The sequence below is a fragment of the Rickettsia helvetica genome, from assembly GCF_963970025.1.
GTDB classification, from domain to species: Bacteria; Pseudomonadota; Alphaproteobacteria; order Rickettsiales; family Rickettsiaceae; genus Rickettsia; species Rickettsia helvetica.
The window spans coordinates 13,093-33,491 of record NZ_OZ018776.1 but is presented as its reverse complement, the minus strand read 5'-3'; the positions used below and the strand labels follow the sequence as shown (position 1 = coordinate 33,491).

Here is a 20,399-nt window from a genome sequence, read left to right as displayed (position 1 = left end):
AAAATTATAACAAAAAACTATGAATAAACCATTATTTGATAAAATTTTAATTGCTAATCGTAGCGAGATCGCCGTTAGGATAATACGTACCTTAAAAAAGATGGGTATAAAGTCGGTTGCAGTATATTCTGAAGCAGATACAAACTCAATGTATGTGCAGTATGCAGATGAAGCTTATTATATAGGTGATTCTCCTGCAACGGAAAGTTATTTATCTATTAAAAATATTATTTCGGCAATCCGTGAAAGTGGGGCAAGTGCAGTACATCCCGGGTACGGTTTTTTATCGGAAAATCCAAATTTTGCCAATATTCTTAAAAGAGAAGGAGTAGTTTTAATAGGTCCTAGTGCTACGACCATTAAGAAAATGGGCGATAAAATCGAAGCAAAGAAAATTGCAATAGAGGCGGGCGTTAGTACTGTTCCAGGTTATATGGGGACTATAAAAGATGTTAAACAAGCTATAGATATTGCTAAAGAAATCGGTTTTCCGGTAATAGTAAAAGCGACTGCCGGCGGCGGTGGACGTGGTATGAGAGTGGTGAATAATCCCGCTGAAATGGCAAATGCTTTTGAGTCGGCAAAGCTTGAAGCAGCCAATAGTTTTAGTGACGATAGATTATTTATTGAGAAGTTAATTCAAACTCCCCGTCATATCGAAATTCAGCTAATTGCCGATCAATACGGCAATAGTGTATGCCTCGGAGAGCGTGAGTGTTCAATACAGCGTCACCATCAAAAAGTAATCGAAGAAGCACCAAGTTCTTTTATTACTGAAGATATAAGGCAAGAAATGTATCGGCAGGTAATATCCTTATCTCAAAAAGTGGGATATTATTCGGCTGGTACTGTTGAGTTTATAGTAGATAGCAATAAAAATTTCTATTTTTTAGAAATGAATACTAGGTTGCAAGTCGAGCATCCTGTTACTGAGCTAATTACCGGTATAGATATCGTTGAAGAGATGATAAAAATCGCAGCCGGCGAGAAATTATCATTTACGCAAGATGACATAAAATTAAAAGGTTGGGCATTTGAATCACGAATTTGTGCCGAAAATCCAAGCCGAGGTTTCTTACCTTCTAGCGGTAGAATTATAGCTTATTCCGAACCTGCAAAGAGTCCTAATATCCGTATAGATACGGGGATTGGGCTTGGCGGTGAAGTAAGTATGTTTTATGACTCAATGATTGCGAAATTATGTACTTACGGTGAAACAAGAGAGCAGGCAATTGAGGTAATGCGTTCTGCTTTGAGTTCTTATATAATTAACGGTATTGCTCATAATATCAGTTTCTTAGAAGCGGTAATACTGCATCCGCGTTTTGTTAGCGGCGATATTTCTACTGCCTTTATTCAAGAAGAATATCCTGACGGTTTTTCCGGAGCTAGTCTAACTTCAGAAGTAACTACCGTATTTTTAGCAACGGCTATTTTTATTTATATATCAGAGCAAAGACGTGCTTCTTTAATTTCCGGCAATATTAACAATCAGGCTAACAAAATAGGTACAAGGTGGGTGGTAACTATCGATGATAAACTATTCCCTGTCTTAATTACACCTGTTGAAAACGGCTATAATATACGTCACGAAAGCGATAGAATATATATTCGTAGTAACTGGAATTTAGGTAATGAACTTTTTACGGCTATCATTAACGGTAAAAAGACAAATGTAAAAATAGAGAATATCAGAACTGGTTATTTATTATCGCATGCAGGTATTAGTGTAAAAGCCTTTGTTCGCTCCCCTCGCATATCCGAACTTGAAGCATTGATGGTCTCAAAAGTAGTGGTAGAAGAAAGCTCTGAACTTGTAGCACCTCTAAGTGGTCAAATTGTTGCGATAAAGGTAAAAGAAGGACAGCAAGTAATAGCAGGACAAGAAATTATGGTTTTAACTGCTATGAAAATGGAAAATCTACTCCTCGCCGAAAGAGATGGGAAAATAGCTAAAATTTACGTTAATGAAAAGGATAATGTTGTAAGAGGACAGATATTATTGGAGTTTGCTTGGGATATACTCTGATATCGTCATTGCAAGGAAAAACTATAAGTTTTGACGAAGCAATCCAATAAAAAACTCTGTAATCAGAATTTTTTTATTATTTTTCTGGATTGCCACGCAAGTACTACGACGGCTCGCAATGACGATTTTTCATACAAAGCAAGCTTACCGCAGGAATGACATTGAACTAACCTTTAAACTCAGAATCGAATATATATTTTGTATCACCGCCTAAAGAAGTTTGCTCTTCATCAAGTGCCTCAAGTCTCTCAAGGGAAAAAGTGCGAAATATACCTGATTTAGAAGGAGTATCTTTTAACAGTGCTTTAATTTCTACGAAATTTTGTAAATCTTTAGATAGTTGTTTTTTGAATTTAGAAAATTTTTGCTTTATTTGTTCTAATGATAAATTCTTATATCCCTTATAATTTGATGAGATACTTGTTAGTAATATTTCATTTAATATATTTTGAAAATGTTTTGATAATTCCGGAGGGTCAAGATTAGTATTGTCAACTTTCTCCCATAATATTAACAGTTTCTTTACTTGAACATTTACATCAGTATATAGATTAGTTGTTACTGTGCCTCCACACCATCCTTGGATATCATACTTAGCACCGTGTTCAAGTCAATATTTTACTACTGAGATATGTTCCTGTTCCGATGCAGGCATTAAAGGTGATTTATTATCAATGCCGTCAATATTTGCTTTTGCATTTAATAATAGTTTAATTACTTTTAGATTACCTTCTGTAGCTGCTGCTGACATAGCGGCAGTTGTAGAAGCATTTTTAGATAAAAGATACTTTACAACTTCTTTTCTGTTTTTTGAATTAATTGCGGTACTTAACGGTGTATTAAAACAATATCAGCATTAACATCAAAGCCGTATATTTCGACAAATTTTTTAATTACTTCAAGCTTATTTTCGTTTATTGCTTTAAAAAAGATTTGCTTATGAAGATCGTTTACATTTTGATTAGCTTGTTCTGCTTCTTCTAAGGTTGTATTTAAATAAGTTGCTCCTTTTATTAAAAGATAACATGTAATATCTGTTTTGTAAGGTTCTTCCAAACCGGCAGCAACGCTTAGTATATTAGAACCATAATGACTAAAATTTACATTCACTCTTTTTTTTCTACAAAATACTTTACTAAAGTTAAACTTTTATTGTGTATTGCTTGTACTAGGTTAGGATTAGGTTCAACGTAAGATTATTAAGTAAATATTCAGCTTGTTTATTATTGTTTTTAAGTGCAAATTCTAATGCTTTGTATTTATTTGCACCTTGAGATATAAGACCTTCCATGAGATTTATTTTATTTAAATTCGGATCATCTAAGCTAGCTATAATATTTAATGCTATTCCGTCTTTAGGATGAAACGCATCAAAATATTGTTTTAAATATTCTAGAGTTATTACATTTTCTGTTTTAGTAGTTTCCGGTTCATTAGTTCTTAAACAGTTTTTAATCCAAGAACCTTTCCCCGGAGCTATGGAGGAGTTGTACATGATAATTTACCTAAATTAATTTATAGCGTGCGTTATATATTAACCTAGGTAAGTTATCAATAAAAATATTAATTATTAATAAATTTACTATCCGTTAAATTTTTTTTAATTTTCAGTTGTACTCTATGCTTCTCTAGCTCTATTTCACTTATATAATCAGGCGTGAAATCTTTAGCAAACTCGCCTAAAGTTTGTTCTTTGATAAAATCTCCATAAATATTGATTATTTTAGATAAATCAAGTTCGCTTATTATCTCAATTAAAATCCTATCAGTTATAGAGAAATCGGCATCTTTACGAGCCTGTTGTATGAAGCGTACAATGTCTCTTGCTATTCCTTCTTCTATTAATTCAGGCGTTAGCTCTAAATCAAGTATGAGTAGGCTACTATTATTTTCAAAACTTGCTGCTCCCTTGATATGTGAATACGGCTCTAAAACTAGCTTATATTCTTTACTATTTAAGGTTTCGCCGCATATGGTTAAACCCACGGCAGTAGCTTCCCATTCACCTTTTTTAGAAGCGGCTATAATCTCTTTCATTTTATGTGGCAGATTTTTACCGAGTATAGGGAAATTAATCGATAATTTTTTAGCTGCGTAATTCTCTAGATCATCACGATAAATTACCGCCTTAATATTAATTTCGTCTTTAATTAAATCTTCAAAATCTTTAAGTTTATCATTATGTTTACTGATGATAGTTATGCTAGCAAGCGGCTGCCTTACCCTGATATTTTCAGTACTTCTAATAAACAGGCTATTACTACAAATATCAAGCACGTTATCCATAGTAGCAACTAACTTGTGATTTACCTCAAAGTTTGAGAGATCAGGGTAGTTGCAGAGATGGACGCTTTTCCCGTCATTGCGAGGCACTGAAAGTGCCGTGGCAATCTTACGAGAATTTCCTGAGATTACCGCGTCGCTACGCTCCTCGCAATGACGTAATCCTTTATATATCGCCTCCGAAATCATAGGTACTAGTGCCGACATCGCAATTGCCATGGTCTCTAAACATGAATACAGAGTATTATAGGCATTTTGTTTATCTGCATCTTTTTCGCTTTTCCAAAATCTTGCTCTACTGCGCCTTATATACCAGTTATTCAACACTTCAAAAAATTCTGAAACTGCATGATAAGCCGTTTGCGTATCAAAATTATCTAAGCTCTCTTCAATTTTTTGTATGGTTATTTTAAGTTTGGATAATATATAAACATCAAGTACATTTTTAGAGCTAAAATCAACCTCGCCTTTAAGCGAATCGGCATTCGCATACATCGTGAAGAAATGGTAAGCATTCCAAATAGGCTTGATAAATAGGCGAAGCGTATCAAATACCATCTTACCGTCTTTATCGATTAACAACTCCTGACCTTTAACAACGTTTGAAGATAGCATCATAACTCTTAAGGCATCTGAGCCGTATTTATCACATAGCTCTAGCGGATCGGCATAGTTATTAAGACGCTTTGAGAGTTTTTGACCGGTAGCGTCTAAAATCACGCCGTGGCATATACAATTTAAAAACGGCGGACGATCAAATAAAGCGGTAGATAGCACTATTAAAGTATAGAACCAGCCGCGTGTTTGAGCTGAATATTCAACTATAAAATCAGCCGGAAAATGATCCTCAAACCATTCTTTATTTTCAAAAGGGTAGTGGGCTTGCCCATATGGCATTGAGCCGCTTTCAAACCAGCAATCAAATACATCTTCTATTCTACGCATTGTTGATTTACCAGTTGGATCGTTGGGGTTGGCCCTCGTAAGCTCATCGATAAACGGACGATGTAAATCAGTAACTTTAACACCAAAATCTTTCTCTAATTCCTCTATAGAGCCGTAAACATCTATGCGTGGATATTTTAGATCATCGGACTTCCATACAGGCAGCGGTGTTCCCCAAAATCTATTACGGCTTATCGACCAATCACGGGCATTTTCAAGCCACTTACCAAACAAATTATCTTTAACATGGAAAGGTATCCAGTTAATTTGCTGATTTAACTCTACCATTCTATCTTTAAACTGCGTAACCTTTACGTACCACGATGGAACGGCCTTATATATAAGAGGTGTATCGGTACGCCAGCAATGAGGATAATTATGAATATACTGCTCGGTTTTTAGCCAATTTCTTTGTTCTTTCAGTTTGATTATTATTTTGTCATTCGCATCAAATACTTGCAAACCCTCTAAGTCAGGAATTTCTTTAGTGAATTTACCGCTATTATCAACAGGGCAAACAAGTGAGATCCCTTTTGACTCGCAAAGGATTTGGTCATCTTCACCAAAACCTGGAGCCATATGTACGACCCCCGTACCGTCACCCTCAACTACGAAATCGCCGGCAAATATTTTAAAGCTATTTGGATGATCCTTGAAATAGTCGAATAAAGGCTTATAGCTTAATCCCTGAAGTTCTGAGCCTTTAATTATCTCAAAATTTTCTTCACCACTAAGTCCTAATTCTTTAGCATATTTAGAGACAGAAGAGGCGGCTATAATATAACAAACATCATTTTTTGGGACTAATGTGTAATCTATATCACTACCGACTGCGAGGGCTAGATTTGACGGTAATGTCCAAGGCGTTGTCGTCCAAGCGAGGATTCTATATTCTTTATATTCACCGTGCGGCAGTTTGTCTCCTAACACAAAACTAACCGTTACAGCTTTATCGGCTCTTTCTCTATAAGAATTATCAAGCCTTGTTTCAAAGTTAGAAAGCGGTGTTTCGCATGCCCACGAATACGGCATTACCCGCATAGATTCATACAATAACCCCTTATTATATAACTCCTTAAATGCCCAAAGGACGGATTCCATAAAATTCTTATCCATTGTTTTATAAGAATTTTTAAAATCCACCCATCTTGCTTGACGAGTTACATATTCTTCCCAATCGCTAGCATATTTCATGACCGAAGCTCTGCAATGTACATTAAACTTCCCTATACCGAAGTTAGTTATTGCAAGACGTCCTGAAATACCAAGCTCTTTCTCTGATTGCATTTCAGCAGGTAGACCGTGACAGTCCCAGCCAAAGCGACGCTCAACTTTTTTGCCTTTAACCGTTTGGTATCTAGCATATACGTCTTTAATAAAGCCGGTAAGCAAGTGACCGTAATGCGGCAAACCGTTTGCAAAAGGCGGACCATCATAAAAAATAAATTCCGGCTCTCCATTCCTATCATCAATAGATTTTTGGAATATATTATTGTCTTGCCAAAATTTTAGTATCTCTCGTTCTAAGCTTGCAAAATCAGCATTTGAACTAACTTCAGGGTAATATTTAGTATTTGTCATTATTTTAGAAATTATTTTTAAAAATATTTTAATTATATGCAAGAGAGGTAATAATACAAGAATTTTAATATATTACTTTTTTAGTTTTCTTTACTTATTAAATTTAGTATAATAATACTATTTAGTAAGTCATATTAAATAATTATTAACATGTATATCAATACTTTAGCCATTACTTCTAAAAGGACAGATCGTTCTACCAAAAAAAGTTAGAGAAATTTTAAATAGCAATATTATTTCTATAGAAATTGATGATAATAACAAAGTTATACTATCGCCTGTTTCAGATGTAGGAGGCATATTTGCAAAATATAAAAAAAATACCGAGCTTTCTTTCAAAGAAATAAGAGATAAAGCTTGGAAAGACAATGTATGTTCACATCATAAAAATGTTAAGGAAATACAATGAAGTATATATGTGATACAAATTTTATTGTTAGATATTTACTTGCCGATGATAAAAATATGTTTAATAAGACAAAAGAAATATTTGAACAAGTCAAAACAGGACAGATTATTTTAATAATAGAATAAACTATATTTACTGAAGTAATATTTGTTCTATCTTCTGTTTATAAAATTTCTCGCGATGAAATCTCTAATACTTTATCGGATCTACTTATTTATAAAGGTATACATTGTGAACAAAGAATATTACCTAAATACTTTAGAATATTATACAAAATGTAATATTCATATAGTTGATTGTATATTATTAGCTAAAGCCAAATCTTTAAATATGCCTTTACTTACTTTTGACCAAAAATTACTGAATTTAGTTAATAAAAACTGAGTATATCTACGTAAACATTCTAACTATAGGGATATTTGAAGGGTCGAGTAGTTTTTTCATTTGTGAGAAAGTTTTTACTATATTTTCTACGGAAGTCTCAATAAATTTATCGGTATCAATATAATGTTCCGATTCGTCTTGTATGTAAAAAAGAATAGATGAGACATAAACCGAGAGTAATAAGCCTCTCTTGGTATAATAGTTAAAATCAAGAGATTTATCGCCGGCATAACGCCAAATAGCATCACAACTACGGAATGCAACTTGAGTGCCTTGTATTGGGTTTAATGCAAAATAAGCAGCATTCTTACTATGAATAATAGGAAGCACGGTTTTGATTCTGATCTTTACAGCTAAAAATATTTTCTCTCTTATTTTTTTTGGTTCTTCTATTGTGCTTAAGCTTTCTAGCATAATATTATCTAAGTAGCTTTCAAAGAATTCTACTATTTCAGATAACCCTTCCGGAAAAACTATTAAGCTATAGCCTTTGGCAAAGTCGCATTTTTCTTCTGCTTCTTCAAGTAGCTTGTTATTCCATTCATTAAACTGTAATAATTCTAATAAAGATTGCACGAAGCTTATTTTTTTGATATGGTGTTCTTCTTGAATGCTCATATTTTTAACCTTGACATATAACTTAATTATAGTGTACAGTCCAATAAACCACAATATCTTTTAAGGAGAGTAATTTTAGTGATACTAGTAAATGTTCACGCCGGTAATTGTGACAATATGCTTAAGAATTTTAAGAAAAAGCTACAAAGAGAGCTTTATTTTCGTAAGATGAAAGAACAGCGTTATTATGAAACACCTTCAGCGAAGCGTGTTCGTAAAGCACAAGAAGCAGCGAGAAGACAGAGAAAATTTGCTCGTAAAAAAATGTTTGATGAATAAAATTTCAAACTATTTAAATACTAAATATAAAGCTAGAAATATTAATATTTCTAGCTTTTTTGTTATGTAGATTACTTCGTAATTTTCCGTCATTGCAAGGAAATTACGTAAGTAATTGACGAAGCAATCTCAGGATATTTAATGAGATTGCCATGCAGCCTACGGCTGCTCGTAATGACGATTAGATACCCACGCAACAATGCCCCGCAGGAATGACAATAAGGTACTTAAAACTTGAAATATTCCCAATTGGCTTTTTTTTATGTTATAAAGAACCGTTATAGTCATATAAACAGTATCTATGCTTAGTTATCTTAAACAAAATTTACATTCTTATTTTTCTAGTAGAATGCTGATTTTTACTTTAATAGCGGCTGCCGTTATTTTTGCCTGTGCCACTTCTTATGTGATATCTTTAGAATCGAAGAATTTTAGTACGATTATTGGATTTTTATTAGTTGATTTAGCAATTTTTTTAATTTTAGGTGTTTTACTAACTCAAAAATTTTTTACTAAAAATAATAATAATGATAGCTCTAAATTACAAAATCGTATTGTAATTGCCTTTAGTTTAGTTGCAGCTATTCCAACTATAATTGTTTCGGTATTTTCTGTTTATTTTTTTAATCTTAGTGTTCAAGCTTGGTTTGATAAGAAGATTTCTACGGTTCTTGATCAATCCGTAATAGTTGCCGAATCTTATATTGCTGAGCATAAATTGCAGCTAAAAGAAACAGCTCTAGCCGTTGCTGAAGATTTAAGCGATATGTATTACGATTTAATTCACAATCCCGTTTTATTTACTAAAACACTTAATACTGAAGCAGAGATGCGTTCGCTTGATGAAGCTATAGTTTTAAACAAATCTACTAATACTATAGTAGCTAATAGTTATTTAAGTTTTTCATTATCATTTGCAACTATTCCCGCACATTTAATTAAAAAAGCGGATTTAGGTGAACCGGTGGAAGTAAAATCCGATCCAACCAAAATAAGGATGCTGATTAAATTAAAAGAATATAATGATGTGTATTTATTAGTCGGTAGATTAGTAGATAATAAAATTATCGACCATATAGATGCAACTAATGGAGCAGCTGCCGAGTATAATAGCCTTAAAAATGAAATAGATAATATACAGATCAAGTTCTCTATAATGTTTATCTTTATTGCCTTATTACTTCTTTTTGTAGCTATAAGTTTCGGGGTTATATTTACTGCTAAAATAGTAAACCCTATTAAAAAATTAGTTACTGCAACCGACAAAGTTAAAGACGGTGATTTAACGGTACAAGTGCCTGAAAATGAAGTAGATAAAGACGAAATAGGAACGCTTTATGCGGCATTTAATAGAATGATTAAGCAGCTTTCCCGCCAGCAGCGTGATTTAGTTATAGCACAGAGGGCTATGGCTTGGTCTGATGTTGCTAAGAAAGTAGCACATGAGATTAAAAACCCTCTAACTCCTATTTTACTTGCTTCTGAAAGATTGCTTAAGAAATTTAGCCCTGAAATTAAGGAAAGGGCAGAATTCGAAAGTTATTTAAAAATGATTATTCGCCATACTAACGATATTAAAAATATAGTATCCGAATTTGTTCTTTTTGCACGTCTTCCTGCTCCTAAATTTACGAAGAGTGAATTAGTTTATTTAGTTAAACATATTGTTGAAGCACGTAAATTACTTAATGATAATATTTTGTATAAATTTGAGTCTAACGTAGATCAATTTGATTTTATGTGTGATGCTACCCAAATAAATCAAGTTATGATCAATTTGTTGAAAAATGCAGAAGAGTCAATAGAAGGGCGAGAATCCGGCAAAATAGAAGTTACTATAGATGTTAAAGACGATTTTACTAGTGTTATTGTAACGGATAACGGTAAAGGATTCCCGCCTGAGCTAATAGGCAAAGCTACCGAAAGCTATGTTACGACCAGCAGTAAAGGTATGGGAGTAGGGCTTGCTATAGTCAAAAGAATAGTAGAAGAACATTGCGGCATTTTAGATATAGCAAACAGAGAAGAAGAGGGAGCAATAATCGATATAAAATTTGATTTAAAAGAGCTGGATTTGAAGGCTCAGCGTTAACAGGTAGTTTCTTAGAAACAAATGAATATGTTTTTTTAATATAAAGAGTTAAGTATTATGAATGAAATAGAAAAAGCACAAGAAAGAGTAAGATTCCGAGGACAAGCTGAAGAACAAGCAAAAAAAAAGTGCAAGCAAAATCTACAGTACCTCAAGGGGGTGTTGATGATCCAAAAGTTACCCATCCAAGAATGCATATGCAGCAGATGTTAGATCATCAAGAACAAGCAAAAAAAGAATCTATCCCGAATAAGATACGTAATATGGTAAACAATCTTAAAAAACCATCGACTCAAAAATCGGTAAATTCCCAAAGTTATGTAGAGAAAGTAAAAAAATATTTGTAAAGCGTGATAAAAAAAGACTTTCACCTTCAAGATAATTATACAGAGGGAGGTTTTTGAACCCTTTGATGATGAGGTTTTAAATAACCCTAATTTAGTGTTAAACGGTGGCACTCCATCCGAAAAATTGTTAGAGGATTTGCTGAATAAATAGGCATTAAATAAAAAAATAAAATAATTTCAAAATTGTAGTTGACAGGTCTGATTATATTGCATATAACTACACCTATCCAAAGCGATAAATGAAAAAAAGTTGCAGTTGTTTTTAAAAGTAAATAATTAGATATAGATAGTGACAGTAAACATGTACATATCACAAAAGTGATAATTAAACCTGTCAATTTTTTATAAGTAAAACTGACAGAATCAAACTTGAGAGTTTGATCCTGGCTCAGAACAAACGCTATCGGTATGCTTAACACATGCAAGTCGAACGGACTAATTGGGGCTTGTTCCAGTTAGTTAGTGGCAGACGGGTGAGTAACACGTGGGAATCTACCCATCAGTATGGAATAACTTTTAGAAATAAAAGCTAATACCATATATTCTCTATGGAGGAAAGATTTATCGCTGATGGATGAGCCCGCGTCAGATTAGGTAGTTGGTGAGGTAACGGCTCACCAAGCCGACGATCTGTAGCTGGTCTGAGAGGATGATCAGCCACACTGGGACTGAGACACGGCCCAGACTCCTACGGGAGGCAGCAGTGGGGAATATTGGACAATGGGCGAAAGCCTGATCCAGCAATACCGAGTGAGTGATGAAGGCCTTAGGGTTGTAAAGCTCTTTTAGCAAGGAAGATAATGACGTTACTTGCAGAAAAAGCCCCGGCTAACTCCGTGCCAGCAGCCGCGGTAAGACGGAGGGGGCTAGCGTTGTTCGGAATTACTGGGCGTAAAGAGTGCGTAGGCGGTTTAGTAAGTTGGAAGTGAAAGCCCGGGGCTTAACCTCGGAATTGCTTTCAAAACTACTAATCTAGAGTGTAGTAGGGGATGATGGAATTCCTAGTGTAGAGGTGAAATTCTTAGATATTAGGAGGAACACCGGTGGCGAAGGCGATCATCTGGGCTACAACTGACGCTGATGCACGAAAGCGTGGGGAGCAAACAGGATTAGATACCCTGGTAGTCCACGCCGTAAACGATGAGTGCTAGATATCGGAAGATTCTCTTTCGGTTTCGCAGCTAACGCATTAAGCACTCCGCCTGGGGAGTACGGTCGCAAGATTAAAACTCAAAGGAATTGACGGGGGCTCGCACAAGCGGTGGAGCATGCGGTTTAATTCGATGTTACGCGAAAAACCTTACCAACCCTTGACATGGTGGTCGCGGATCGCAGAGATGCTTTCCTTCAGCTCGGCTGGACCACACACAGGTGTTGCATGGCTGTCGTCAGCTCGTGTCGTGAGATGTTGGGTTAAGTCCCGCAACGAGCGCAACCCTCATTCTTATTTGCCAGCGGGTAATGCCAGGAACTATAAGAAAACTGCCGGTGATAAGCCGGAGGAAGGTGGGGACGACGTCAAGTCATCATGGCCCTTACGGGTTGGGCTACACGCGTGCTACAATGGTGTTTACAGAGGGAAGCAAGACGGCGACGTGGAGCAAATCCCTAAAAGACATCTCAGTTCGGATTGTTCTCTGCAACTCGAGAGCATGAAGTTGGAATCGCTAGTAATCGCGGATCAGCATGCCGCGGTGAATACGTTCTCGGGCCTTGTACACACTGCCCGTCACGCCATGGGAGTTGGTTTTACCTGAAGGTGGTGAGCTAACGCAAGAGGCAGCCAACCACGGTAAAATTAGCGACTGGGGTGAAGTCGTAACAAGGTAGCCGTAGGGGAACCTGCGGCTGGATTACCTCCTTAAAGACTAAATTAGTATATTGCTTATATTTATATAAGTAATTACTCAGTCCAAATATTTACTGTCACTATCTTTAACTAATTGTTTGCTTTTAAGGCTATAATTTTCTTTTCTTTCTTCAATTTCCTATATCTTTTTTCAAAAACAATACTATCTTTTCTAAAGGAAGAGTTAAAGTAATGAGTAACAAAACTTATTTGCTTATATACTCATTAGATTTCTTGCAAAATTAACTTCTAGAGGTAATTTGTACGTCAATCCGGTGACTCGAATCTTCACGTAGATTAACTACGCTGCGGTTCTGCATTCCGTGTTTCCTTCAAATTACCTCTAGAAGTTAATTTTGCAAGAAATCTATTTTATTTGAAAAATTGGTGGTAATGTCTTTGTAAGACCTCAGATGCTGAACGTTTAATAACTGCCGCCACTCCTTCAGCTTACAGCTAGATTACTCTTTTCTAAGTTGTGTAATGTTGTTGTGTGGATCGATTTTCCATTGTCATCCCCCCCCGCGGGCGAGCTTGTAGCGTGGGATTCAGCTTAAAATACTAATATTATTAGTATTTTAAATTGTTTTTATGGGACCCCGAGGTCAAGCGAACTAGGTGACACAGTGGATTTTACCGGTCCACGCAACAATGCCAAGTTGGGTCGAAGTATACTACTCTTCATTTTACTTCGGAGTATACTGCAAGCAAATGAAGAATAGCAAAAATAAAAAAATAAATTAAATTTGTATACAAGATGGAAACCGCCTTTTATCTTGGATGCTCATTATGTTAAACTTCTTTTAAAAGTAGTATTACATACTCCTTTTAAAAGAAAGGAATATACTCCTAATAAATGAAAAGTAGTCGAAATAAAAAAATAGACTTCTTGCATATCCTCCTTCTAAAGGTAGTTTGTCCACAGAATCTAGTAATTCTTGACATATTTTTATATTAATAATATCTTTCTATTAAAATTTGGGAGATATTTAGATTAACTTATGAAAATTGCTAAATCACAGGCAAAGATACTTTTTTCAGCATTAAATGAATAGAATAACACTGGTTTACTTGATGATAATACGACTATATTACTTAAAAACGATATAGAAATATTAAATTTTGATTGGAAGAAATTAGCTAGATATTCTTTTTGGGTTTCTTTAATATGTATAGTTATTGCTATTAATGCTATTTTGTCTGATCGTTATCTACGCGAATTATTATAATATATTTTTAATGCCCCGTATCTGCTGAAATTTATTACCTTATCAACTTTATCGGGAATAATTTATTTTGTTGGTTTTAAAAGACAGCAACAAAAACCAGAGAAAATTTTTAGCAATGGGGCAGTATTATTTTTAGGGGTCTTAACCACTGTTTATGCTATTTATCAACTAGGAAAAGCATTTGATTCAGGGGGTGGGACATTTTTCCATTTTATTGCTTGTATCTTTTATTGTTTATGCCCTATTAGGATATTTCTCTAAATCAAATTTAATTTGGTGCTTTGCTTTATAGGTAGTTGGATGGGAGCAGAAACCGGGTACATGTCAGGATGGGGAGCATATTACTTAGGTATGAATTATCCATTACGTTTTATATTATTTGGAGGAATATTAACATTCTCTGCTCTTGCACTAGAAGAAAATAAAAAATTCAATCATTTTACTCAAGTAACTCTTGTAGTTGGTTTATTATATTCATTTATTACAATGTGGTTATTATCAATATTTGGAAATTATGACCCTGAAGATTATTACTTAAAGTCGGTAAAGCCGATAGAATTATTTCATTGGTCTTTATTATTTGCCTTAATGTCCGGAGCAGCTATTTATCACGGTTTAAAACAAGATAATTCGGTAACTAAAGGATTTGGAGTTACTTTTTTATTTATTAATTTATATACAAGATTTTTTGAATACAACTCATAAAGCAGTATTTTTTACAATTCTAGGAATAAGCTTTTGGTGGCTTGGAAGCAAAGCAGAGAAAATTTGGAATCTTACTACAAAAAAATAATTAATATATAAAGTTCTGCTTTTGTAAGGAACGTATATTCAGATAGAACTTAAAAAATTGGCAGCAATGTCTTTGTAAGTCCTCGGATGCTGAACATTTAATAACTGCTGTCATTCCTCGTCTTGTGGATTCCTTGCTCTTTTTAGCTATAAATTATAAGATTTTTTTGAAATAGGATATATCCTCTCAAAAATCTTATTAATTTTCGCTAAAAAATAGCTTTAATTATCAATTAAAGCTATTTTGTTAACAGTCCCATAAAGTAGTTTTTAAGCAATAAAATATAATAAATATCCTACAATAATATTAAAAAATATTAAGGGTAAAATATATGAATTATTTAGGATACGGTGGTATTTCTCTTGGAACAATACTTGTAATAGTAATATCATTTAATGTGAACAAATCGATATTATGGGCTATCATTCATGGATTTTTTGGTTGGTTTTATATTGTGTATTACTTGTTATTTAGAAAATAATAGGAATCATCTACGAGAATAAAAGCTTTAAGTTGCTTTAAAGATTGAAGTTTGTTAATCTCTACAAAAATATATTTGAGATTATATGATAACTACATATTTAAAGGAAAATAATTCTATAGTAAAAAATGAAGAATATATTATTAATGAATCCACATTATGGATTGATTTATTCAATATAACCGATGAAGAAAAAGTAATAGTAAAAAATACATTAAATATAGAAATACCGACTTTAAAGGACATATCGCAAATTGAGATTTCCGAGAGGTTATATGTTGAAAATGAGGCGTTATATCTCACTATTACGGAACTCGTTAATAAAGAGCAAGAATTGCCTGAAACACATTCTATAGTATTTATTTTATATAAAGGTTGTCTTATAACCGTTCGTTACATAGAATTAATACCCTTTAATGACTGTATAAATAAATTTGCTAAGCAGCTTAATAACAAACATAATGCAGAAAATATTTTATTTATATTACTTCGTAATATGGTAACAAGATTATCGAATATTGTACAGTCGATTAGTATGGATATTGATGATTATGGACGTTTAATACTTGATAATAACATTAATGATTTGCGTATAGATCATACCAATGTATTAAAGAAAATAGGTCGAAAAGGTGATTTACTTTCTAAAAGCCGTGAGTGTTTATTTTCTTTAACTATGGCTATTCAATATATTTTAAAATCTCCACAAATAACTCAAAATAAAGCATCTAAGGATCTATTAGATACATTGCTTCGAGATGTAGACTCAATAATTAATTTTTCACAATTTATATCTAGCGAGATTGCAAGAACCCTAGACGCAGCACTTGGTATGATTGCAATGGAACAAAATAATATTATTAAAATTTTCTCATTGGTTACTATATTTTTTCTCCCACCCACTTTAATAGCCAGTATTTACGGCATGAACTTTACCGTAATGCCTGAGCTTAAATCGCCGTATGGTTATCCTATAGCCTTATTCTTAATGCTATTATCTACAATTATTACCTATAAATATTTTAAGAAACGAAAGTGGTTGTAAGTTTTTATTGAGAATAGTTCGATAGAATTTTACATAAAAATCAATGACCGTATTTTATAGTCAATTGATTTGGACTCGCCTACTACGTTGCTCGTCGCTCTCCTACTAGTTATAGGTTTCGCGCTCCTTGCTCATTGTATGCAAATCCAATTGAATTGACTATATGACATTGACACTATCTTAATTATTATATTACCAAAAGTTAAAATTTCTTAAATTTCAATTTAATAATAATTAGGATTTAAATGTGAGCGAATTAGATTTTGAAGTAGAAAAGACGAGTTTTATATTAAGTGTTATTGATATTATTGAAGAGTATATAAAAGCAGAATTTTTATTTGATTATGAAAAGCAAAAAGAAAATTTTCAGTATCTTTATAATAATTTAAAGTACCTTGAATTATCGATGCCTATTGAAAATGCTGAAGTTATGAAAGAGTTTTTTAGATTAAAATCAGAATTTAGGAAGTATGTTAAAGATAAAAATAAAAATGTAGATGATGAATTTTTACAAGCAATATATATATTTAGTCTTCTAAATTTATAAAAGAAAAAATTGTAGAAATAGAGAATAAAATAGAGCGTATTAAAAATGGTCAACCTGAAAATGAAGAAGAAAAAGAGGCTTATAACTGGAGTAAGAGTAATGAATTAAAGCAAAAAGAAATAGAAAATGCTTATAAGAAAAAACAAGATACGGAAAGTATAGACAGTTATAAACAATTAAGTGCAGAGGTACAAGCGTTAAGATCTAAATCATCAATAGAAAAGACGGAGGATCATTTATTAGTTAAAGATGGAATGTTAAGTGCAGAAGAAATAGAATCTATTATTTCAAACTATCCATTGTTAGAGATAGTAGCTAGTAGTTATTCCAGGGAAAATAATATAACTGAAGCTAGAATTATAGTAAGAAGATTATTTGAAATTGCCCGTAATTATTATGAAGATGATAAGTAAAAAGGCATAAATGAACTTGAAGCAATAAATGATACAAAAGCAGCTTATCTTCTTAATGAAAATATTCAAAAATTACTTAAACAAAAGCAACTTAGTGTTAAAGATATTGATTACGTAGTTGGTAATGAGTTAGAGAAGTTATGTGAATTAATAGCAGGAAATAGTACAATCCTTACTCTTAATAGTGACCAAATACATAACAGTAATGATTTTTTTGATTTAGCAATATTAGATAGGTTAGAAGAAACTCTCAAAAAATTATCCGATGATTTTACGGTAAATGATGAGCGGATAAAATTCTATAGAACACTAACAGAAGAAAATGATAAAAAATTCTTTTTTGAAAATTGGAAGTTAATAAAATGGTTTTCTGATTCCATAACTTATAAGGAACTATTGCAGTTGTTACCTAGTAAAAAATTCTTATTAGATCTCTTAAAAGATAAAAATCTATATAAATTAGCAGAAAAAATGACTATTTCTAAAAATGAGTTACTTGAAATGTCAAAAGAGGCACAAGAAAATTATTTAAAAGAAATAAAGGTTGAAGATTGTTTAGATATTCATTTAGACTCTATGGATACTCATAATATCAAATTCATTGGTACTACCCTAACTATAGCATCAGATGTGACTTTTAATAATATCTCATTCAATTCGGATGCCACCTTAATGATAGAAGCAGGAAGGTCTTTGAATATCGCTGGTCTACTAACTCTAGGATCAAATATTGTTTCAAAAGGTATAATAGAAAATATAAATAATGGTCAATCAGTAATTCACAAAGGAATAACTTCTGAAATTCTTTTAAATAACACTATTGCACTCAATTTAAATTTTATGGAAGAAAATACGGATAGTAATTCAGATATAACAATATTGGGAAATACTGATCCGGAGATTTAATAAACAATATTGCAAGTTCTTTCTACACTCTATTTTTATCCTTTTTCGCCGGTTACTTTATAGTCTTATTTTTAATGCTATTATCTATAATTATTAACTATAAATTTTTATTGATAATATATAGTTTTATATGATTTTTCCTTATTAAAAACTTAACAGCTATTAATAAAAATATCAACTCTATCTTGACTTTTTTAAAGATTACCATATTCTATGGTAATTCCATAGAATATGGTAGCTAAGTTAATTGTATAAGGATGTAAATATGCAAAAAATATTGCTTAAAGGCCCGGATATAAGTATGAAAAATGAAAATCCTGATATCAAGGAAATAAAAACCTTAGCTGACTTACCTTCAGGTACAGGTAGTGAATATTTTATAAATGCACATGGATCAGAGTTTTTCTATAAACCTACTAATTTAGGTTTATGGGGAAAAATTAAATCATATTTTATGCCTGAGCCTTCTTACTTATCAATGAGTATATTTTCTGATGAAGGTACAACTTCTATGTTAGATATTACACTGCTTAATAAAATACAAAATAATACCACTGAAAATCAATGTAATATTGTTCACATATTTTCTTGTCATTCAGGTGCAGCTCAACATCATTTAGATTGGATACAGGGCAATATGGTGTTATGCACTTATAATAAAGCCAGCGATGCAAATATTATACTATTAGCTCAAAATAATTACGATGCTAGAACAAAAAATGACTCTTCACTGATTGAATATATAAGAGATAATTTTCATTTATTAGCAGCGTCAGATTTTAGTATAAGCTATAAATTAGACGATCAAATTTATAGTTTTTCTTTAAGTGCTAATAAAATTAAAAACATGAAAAGCATCGAGGAGTTGCCGGCTTTTCTACATAAAGAATATGAAGCTTTTGTAAAATTTTATAAAAATATTCATGCGGAATATCATGAATCATATCCCGAAATATTTAACTTAAATATAGAAACAAAGCCGAAAGGATTAACATACGCTGACTTAATCAGCGTATTTAGTAGAGCTTTCACCTTAGAAACATATAATTTTAATAAATTTTCTCTAAGCAAGATAGAGACTATGTTAAATCAGAAAGGATTATACACTAATACTAGTATGGATGACGCTATAGAGCAAGGGAATTCTAAGCTATTAATGTGTTTACTTAATTATGGTAATACTAAAGTAAATTCCTATAATCTTAATAAGGCTATAGAGAAAGGTGATTTAGATATTCTAAAAGCTGTACTTGAGCATAGTACTACAAAAATAGAATCATGTAATCTTAATAAGGCTATAGAGAAAGGTGATTTAGATATTCTAAAAGCTGTACTTGAGCATAGTACTATAAAAATAGAATCATGTAATCTTAATAAGGCTATAGAGAAAGGTGATTTAGATATTCTAAAAGCTGTACTTGAGCATAGTACTACAAAAATAGAATCATGTAATCTTAATAAGACTATAGAGAAAGGTGATTTAGATATTCTAAAAGCTGTACTTGAACATAGTACTGCGAAAATAGAGTTCTATAATCTTAATAAGGCTATAGAGAAAGGTGATTTAGATATTCTAAAAGCTGTACTTGAACATAGTACTACAAAAATAGAATCATATAATCTTGATAAGGCTATAGAGAAAGGTGATTTAGATATTCTAAAAGCTGTACTTGAACATAGTACTACAAAAATAGAATCATATAATCTTGATAAGGCTATAGAGAAAGGTGATTTAGATATTCTAAAAGCTGTACTTGAGCATAGTACTACAAAAATAGAATCATGTAATCTTAATAAGGCTATAGAGAAAGGTGATTTAGATATTCTAAAAACTGTACTTGAACATAGTACTGCGAAAATAGAGTTCTATAATCTTAATACAGTTATAAAAAAAGGCAATCTAGAAATTCTAGATATTGTACTTAAGCATCCTAATATAGAGGTAAACAGCTATAATATTTATACGGCAGAAGAGAAGCATAATTGGGAAGTTATTGAATTAGTAAAAAAATATTATAATTCTACTATAAATACTATTACGTCTGAAGAAACTACTATAGATACAACACTTACTGTAGTAGAAGAAGTACCGGTATTAGGAGAGGGGATAGAGGGAACATAAGTAATAAAAAATAAAGTCTGAATTTTGCTACAAGCTCGGCATCGTTG

At 32.5% G+C, this 20,399-nt stretch carries 17 protein-coding genes, 1 rRNA gene and 1 pseudogene; 13 read left to right on the top strand and 6 right to left on the bottom strand.

What is annotated here, in order from left to right; all coding sequences use genetic code 11:
• The first annotated feature begins 19 nt into the window (after positions 1–19).
• Positions 20–2,029, top strand: coding sequence for an acetyl/propionyl/methylcrotonyl-CoA carboxylase subunit alpha (locus tag AB1146_RS00200; RefSeq protein WP_010421873.1), 2,010 nt, complete (start codon positions 20–22; stop codon positions 2,027–2,029).
• A 610-nt stretch (positions 2,030–2,639) separates the two neighbouring features.
• On the opposite strand, the gene AB1146_RS00195 is transcribed toward AB1146_RS00200, so the two are convergent.
• From AB1146_RS00195 to ileS, 4 genes are all read right to left on the bottom strand, one after another.
• Positions 2,640–2,849 (bottom strand): ankyrin repeat domain-containing protein, encoded by a 210-nt coding sequence (locus AB1146_RS00195; RefSeq protein ID WP_083831781.1) that lies wholly within the window; start codon positions 2,847–2,849, stop codon positions 2,640–2,642.
• Between the two features lie 8 nt (positions 2,850–2,857).
• Complete coding sequence (locus AB1146_RS00190) at positions 2,858–3,139, bottom strand: hypothetical protein (protein WP_010421877.1); 282 nt, start codon at positions 3,137–3,139, stop codon at positions 2,858–2,860.
• A gap of 58 nt (positions 3,140–3,197) precedes the next feature.
• Positions 3,198–3,524 carry a hypothetical protein gene (locus tag AB1146_RS00185; protein WP_010421880.1) on the bottom strand — a complete coding sequence of 109 codons (327 nt, stop codon included), beginning with the start codon at positions 3,522–3,524 and terminating at the stop codon, positions 3,198–3,200.
• 68 nt (positions 3,525–3,592) lie between these two features.
• Positions 3,593–6,838 (bottom strand): isoleucine--tRNA ligase, encoded by a 3,246-nt coding sequence (gene ileS, locus AB1146_RS00180; protein ID WP_010421882.1) that lies wholly within the window; start codon positions 6,836–6,838, stop codon positions 3,593–3,595.
• Positions 6,839–7,243: 405 nt separating this feature from the next.
• Here ileS and AB1146_RS00175 point away from each other — a divergent pair, with 405 nt between their 5' ends.
• On the top strand, positions 7,244–7,372 hold the full coding sequence (locus AB1146_RS00175; protein ID WP_269572117.1) for a hypothetical protein: 129 nt from the start codon (positions 7,244–7,246) through the stop codon (positions 7,370–7,372).
• Positions 7,373–7,478: 106 nt separating this feature from the next.
• The gene (locus AB1146_RS00170; protein ID WP_232203676.1) at positions 7,479–7,631 is read left to right on the top strand and encodes a PIN domain-containing protein; all 153 of its coding nucleotides are present in this window, start codon (positions 7,479–7,481) and stop codon (positions 7,629–7,631) included.
• Between the two features lie 6 nt (positions 7,632–7,637).
• Here AB1146_RS00170 and AB1146_RS00165 read toward each other — a convergent pair whose 3' ends face one another.
• Positions 7,638–8,249, bottom strand: a complete 612-nt coding sequence (locus AB1146_RS00165) for a COQ9 family protein (RefSeq protein WP_010421888.1) — start codon at positions 8,247–8,249, stop codon at positions 7,638–7,640.
• Between the two features lie 78 nt (positions 8,250–8,327).
• Here AB1146_RS00165 and rpsU point away from each other — a divergent pair, with 78 nt between their 5' ends.
• The 6 genes from rpsU to AB1146_RS00135 all read left to right on the top strand — a co-directional run bounded on the left by rpsU (position 8,328) and on the right by AB1146_RS00135 (position 16,364).
• Positions 8,328–8,528 carry a 30S ribosomal protein S21 gene (rpsU, locus tag AB1146_RS00160; protein ID WP_010421890.1) on the top strand — a complete coding sequence of 67 codons (201 nt, stop codon included), beginning with the start codon at positions 8,328–8,330 and terminating at the stop codon, positions 8,526–8,528.
• A 301-nt stretch (positions 8,529–8,829) separates the two neighbouring features.
• A complete protein-coding gene (locus AB1146_RS00155; protein ID WP_010421891.1) occupies positions 8,830–10,620 on the top strand; it encodes a sensor histidine kinase NtrY-like in 1,791 nt (596 codons plus the stop codon).
• A 128-nt stretch (positions 10,621–10,748) separates the two neighbouring features.
• Positions 10,749–10,967 (top strand): hypothetical protein, encoded by a 219-nt coding sequence (locus tag AB1146_RS00150; RefSeq protein ID WP_010421894.1) that lies wholly within the window; start codon positions 10,749–10,751, stop codon positions 10,965–10,967.
• Between the two features lie 365 nt (positions 10,968–11,332).
• Positions 11,333–12,831 (top strand): 16S ribosomal RNA (locus AB1146_RS00145).
• 1,535 nt (positions 12,832–14,366) lie between these two features.
• Entirely contained in the window at positions 14,367–14,750 is a 384-nt protein-coding gene (locus tag AB1146_RS00140) for a hypothetical protein (protein WP_198005282.1), read from the top strand.
• A gap of 654 nt (positions 14,751–15,404) precedes the next feature.
• Positions 15,405–16,364 carry a magnesium transporter CorA family protein gene (locus AB1146_RS00135; RefSeq protein ID WP_010421898.1) on the top strand — a complete coding sequence of 320 codons (960 nt, stop codon included), beginning with the start codon at positions 15,405–15,407 and terminating at the stop codon, positions 16,362–16,364.
• 47 nt (positions 16,365–16,411) lie between these two features.
• On the opposite strand, the pseudogene AB1146_RS08460 reads toward AB1146_RS00135, so the two are convergent.
• A pseudogene (locus AB1146_RS08460) lies at positions 16,412–16,527 on the bottom strand (palindromic element RPE2 domain-containing protein); the annotation flags it as partial.
• A gap of 84 nt (positions 16,528–16,611) precedes the next feature.
• Here AB1146_RS08460 and AB1146_RS00125 point away from each other — a divergent pair.
• The 4 genes from AB1146_RS00125 to AB1146_RS00110 all read left to right on the top strand — a co-directional run bounded on the left by AB1146_RS00125 (position 16,612) and on the right by AB1146_RS00110 (position 20,352).
• Entirely contained in the window at positions 16,612–16,911 is a 300-nt protein-coding gene (locus AB1146_RS00125; protein WP_010421900.1) for a hypothetical protein, read from the top strand.
• Positions 16,912–17,165: 254 nt separating this feature from the next.
• Positions 17,166–17,324, top strand: coding sequence for a hypothetical protein (locus tag AB1146_RS00120; RefSeq protein ID WP_010421903.1), 159 nt, complete (start codon positions 17,166–17,168; stop codon positions 17,322–17,324).
• Positions 17,325–17,726: 402 nt separating this feature from the next.
• Positions 17,727–18,230: a hypothetical protein gene (locus tag AB1146_RS08455; protein ID WP_010421906.1), complete on the top strand. Its 504-nt coding sequence runs from the start codon at positions 17,727–17,729 to the stop codon at positions 18,228–18,230.
• A gap of 265 nt (positions 18,231–18,495) precedes the next feature.
• Positions 18,496–20,352 (top strand): ankyrin repeat domain-containing protein, encoded by a 1,857-nt coding sequence (locus AB1146_RS00110; RefSeq protein WP_010421909.1) that lies wholly within the window; start codon positions 18,496–18,498, stop codon positions 20,350–20,352.
• The last annotated feature ends 47 nt before the right edge of the window (positions 20,353–20,399 follow it).

What these genes read in the sequence shown, in the direction of transcription:
- AB1146_RS00135 (WP_010421898.1), top strand. Translation starts at nt 15,405, where the DNA reads ATGATAACTACATATTTAAAGGAAAATAATTCTATAGTAAAAAATGAA.
- AB1146_RS00120 (WP_010421903.1), top strand. Translation starts at nt 17,166, where the DNA reads ATGTTAAGTGCAGAAGAAATAGAATCTATTATTTCAAACTATCCATTG.
- AB1146_RS00140 (WP_198005282.1), top strand. Translation starts at nt 14,367, where the DNA reads ATGTCAGGATGGGGAGCATATTACTTAGGTATGAATTATCCATTACGT.
- AB1146_RS00155 (WP_010421891.1), top strand. Translation starts at nt 8,830, where the DNA reads ATGCTTAGTTATCTTAAACAAAATTTACATTCTTATTTTTCTAGTAGA.
- AB1146_RS00185 (WP_010421880.1), bottom strand. Translation starts at nt 3,524, where the DNA reads ATGTACAACTCCTCCATAGCTCCGGGGAAAGGTTCTTGGATTAAAAAC.
- AB1146_RS00110 (WP_010421909.1), top strand. Translation starts at nt 18,496, where the DNA reads ATGCAAAAAATATTGCTTAAAGGCCCGGATATAAGTATGAAAAATGAA.
- AB1146_RS00200 (WP_010421873.1), top strand. Translation starts at nt 20, where the DNA reads ATGAATAAACCATTATTTGATAAAATTTTAATTGCTAATCGTAGCGAG.
- AB1146_RS00165 (WP_010421888.1), bottom strand. Translation starts at nt 8,249, where the DNA reads ATGAGCATTCAAGAAGAACACCATATCAAAAAAATAAGCTTCGTGCAA.
- ileS (WP_010421882.1), bottom strand. Translation starts at nt 6,838, where the DNA reads ATGACAAATACTAAATATTACCCTGAAGTTAGTTCAAATGCTGATTTT.
- AB1146_RS00175 (WP_269572117.1), top strand. Translation starts at nt 7,244, where the DNA reads ATGAAGTATATATGTGATACAAATTTTATTGTTAGATATTTACTTGCC.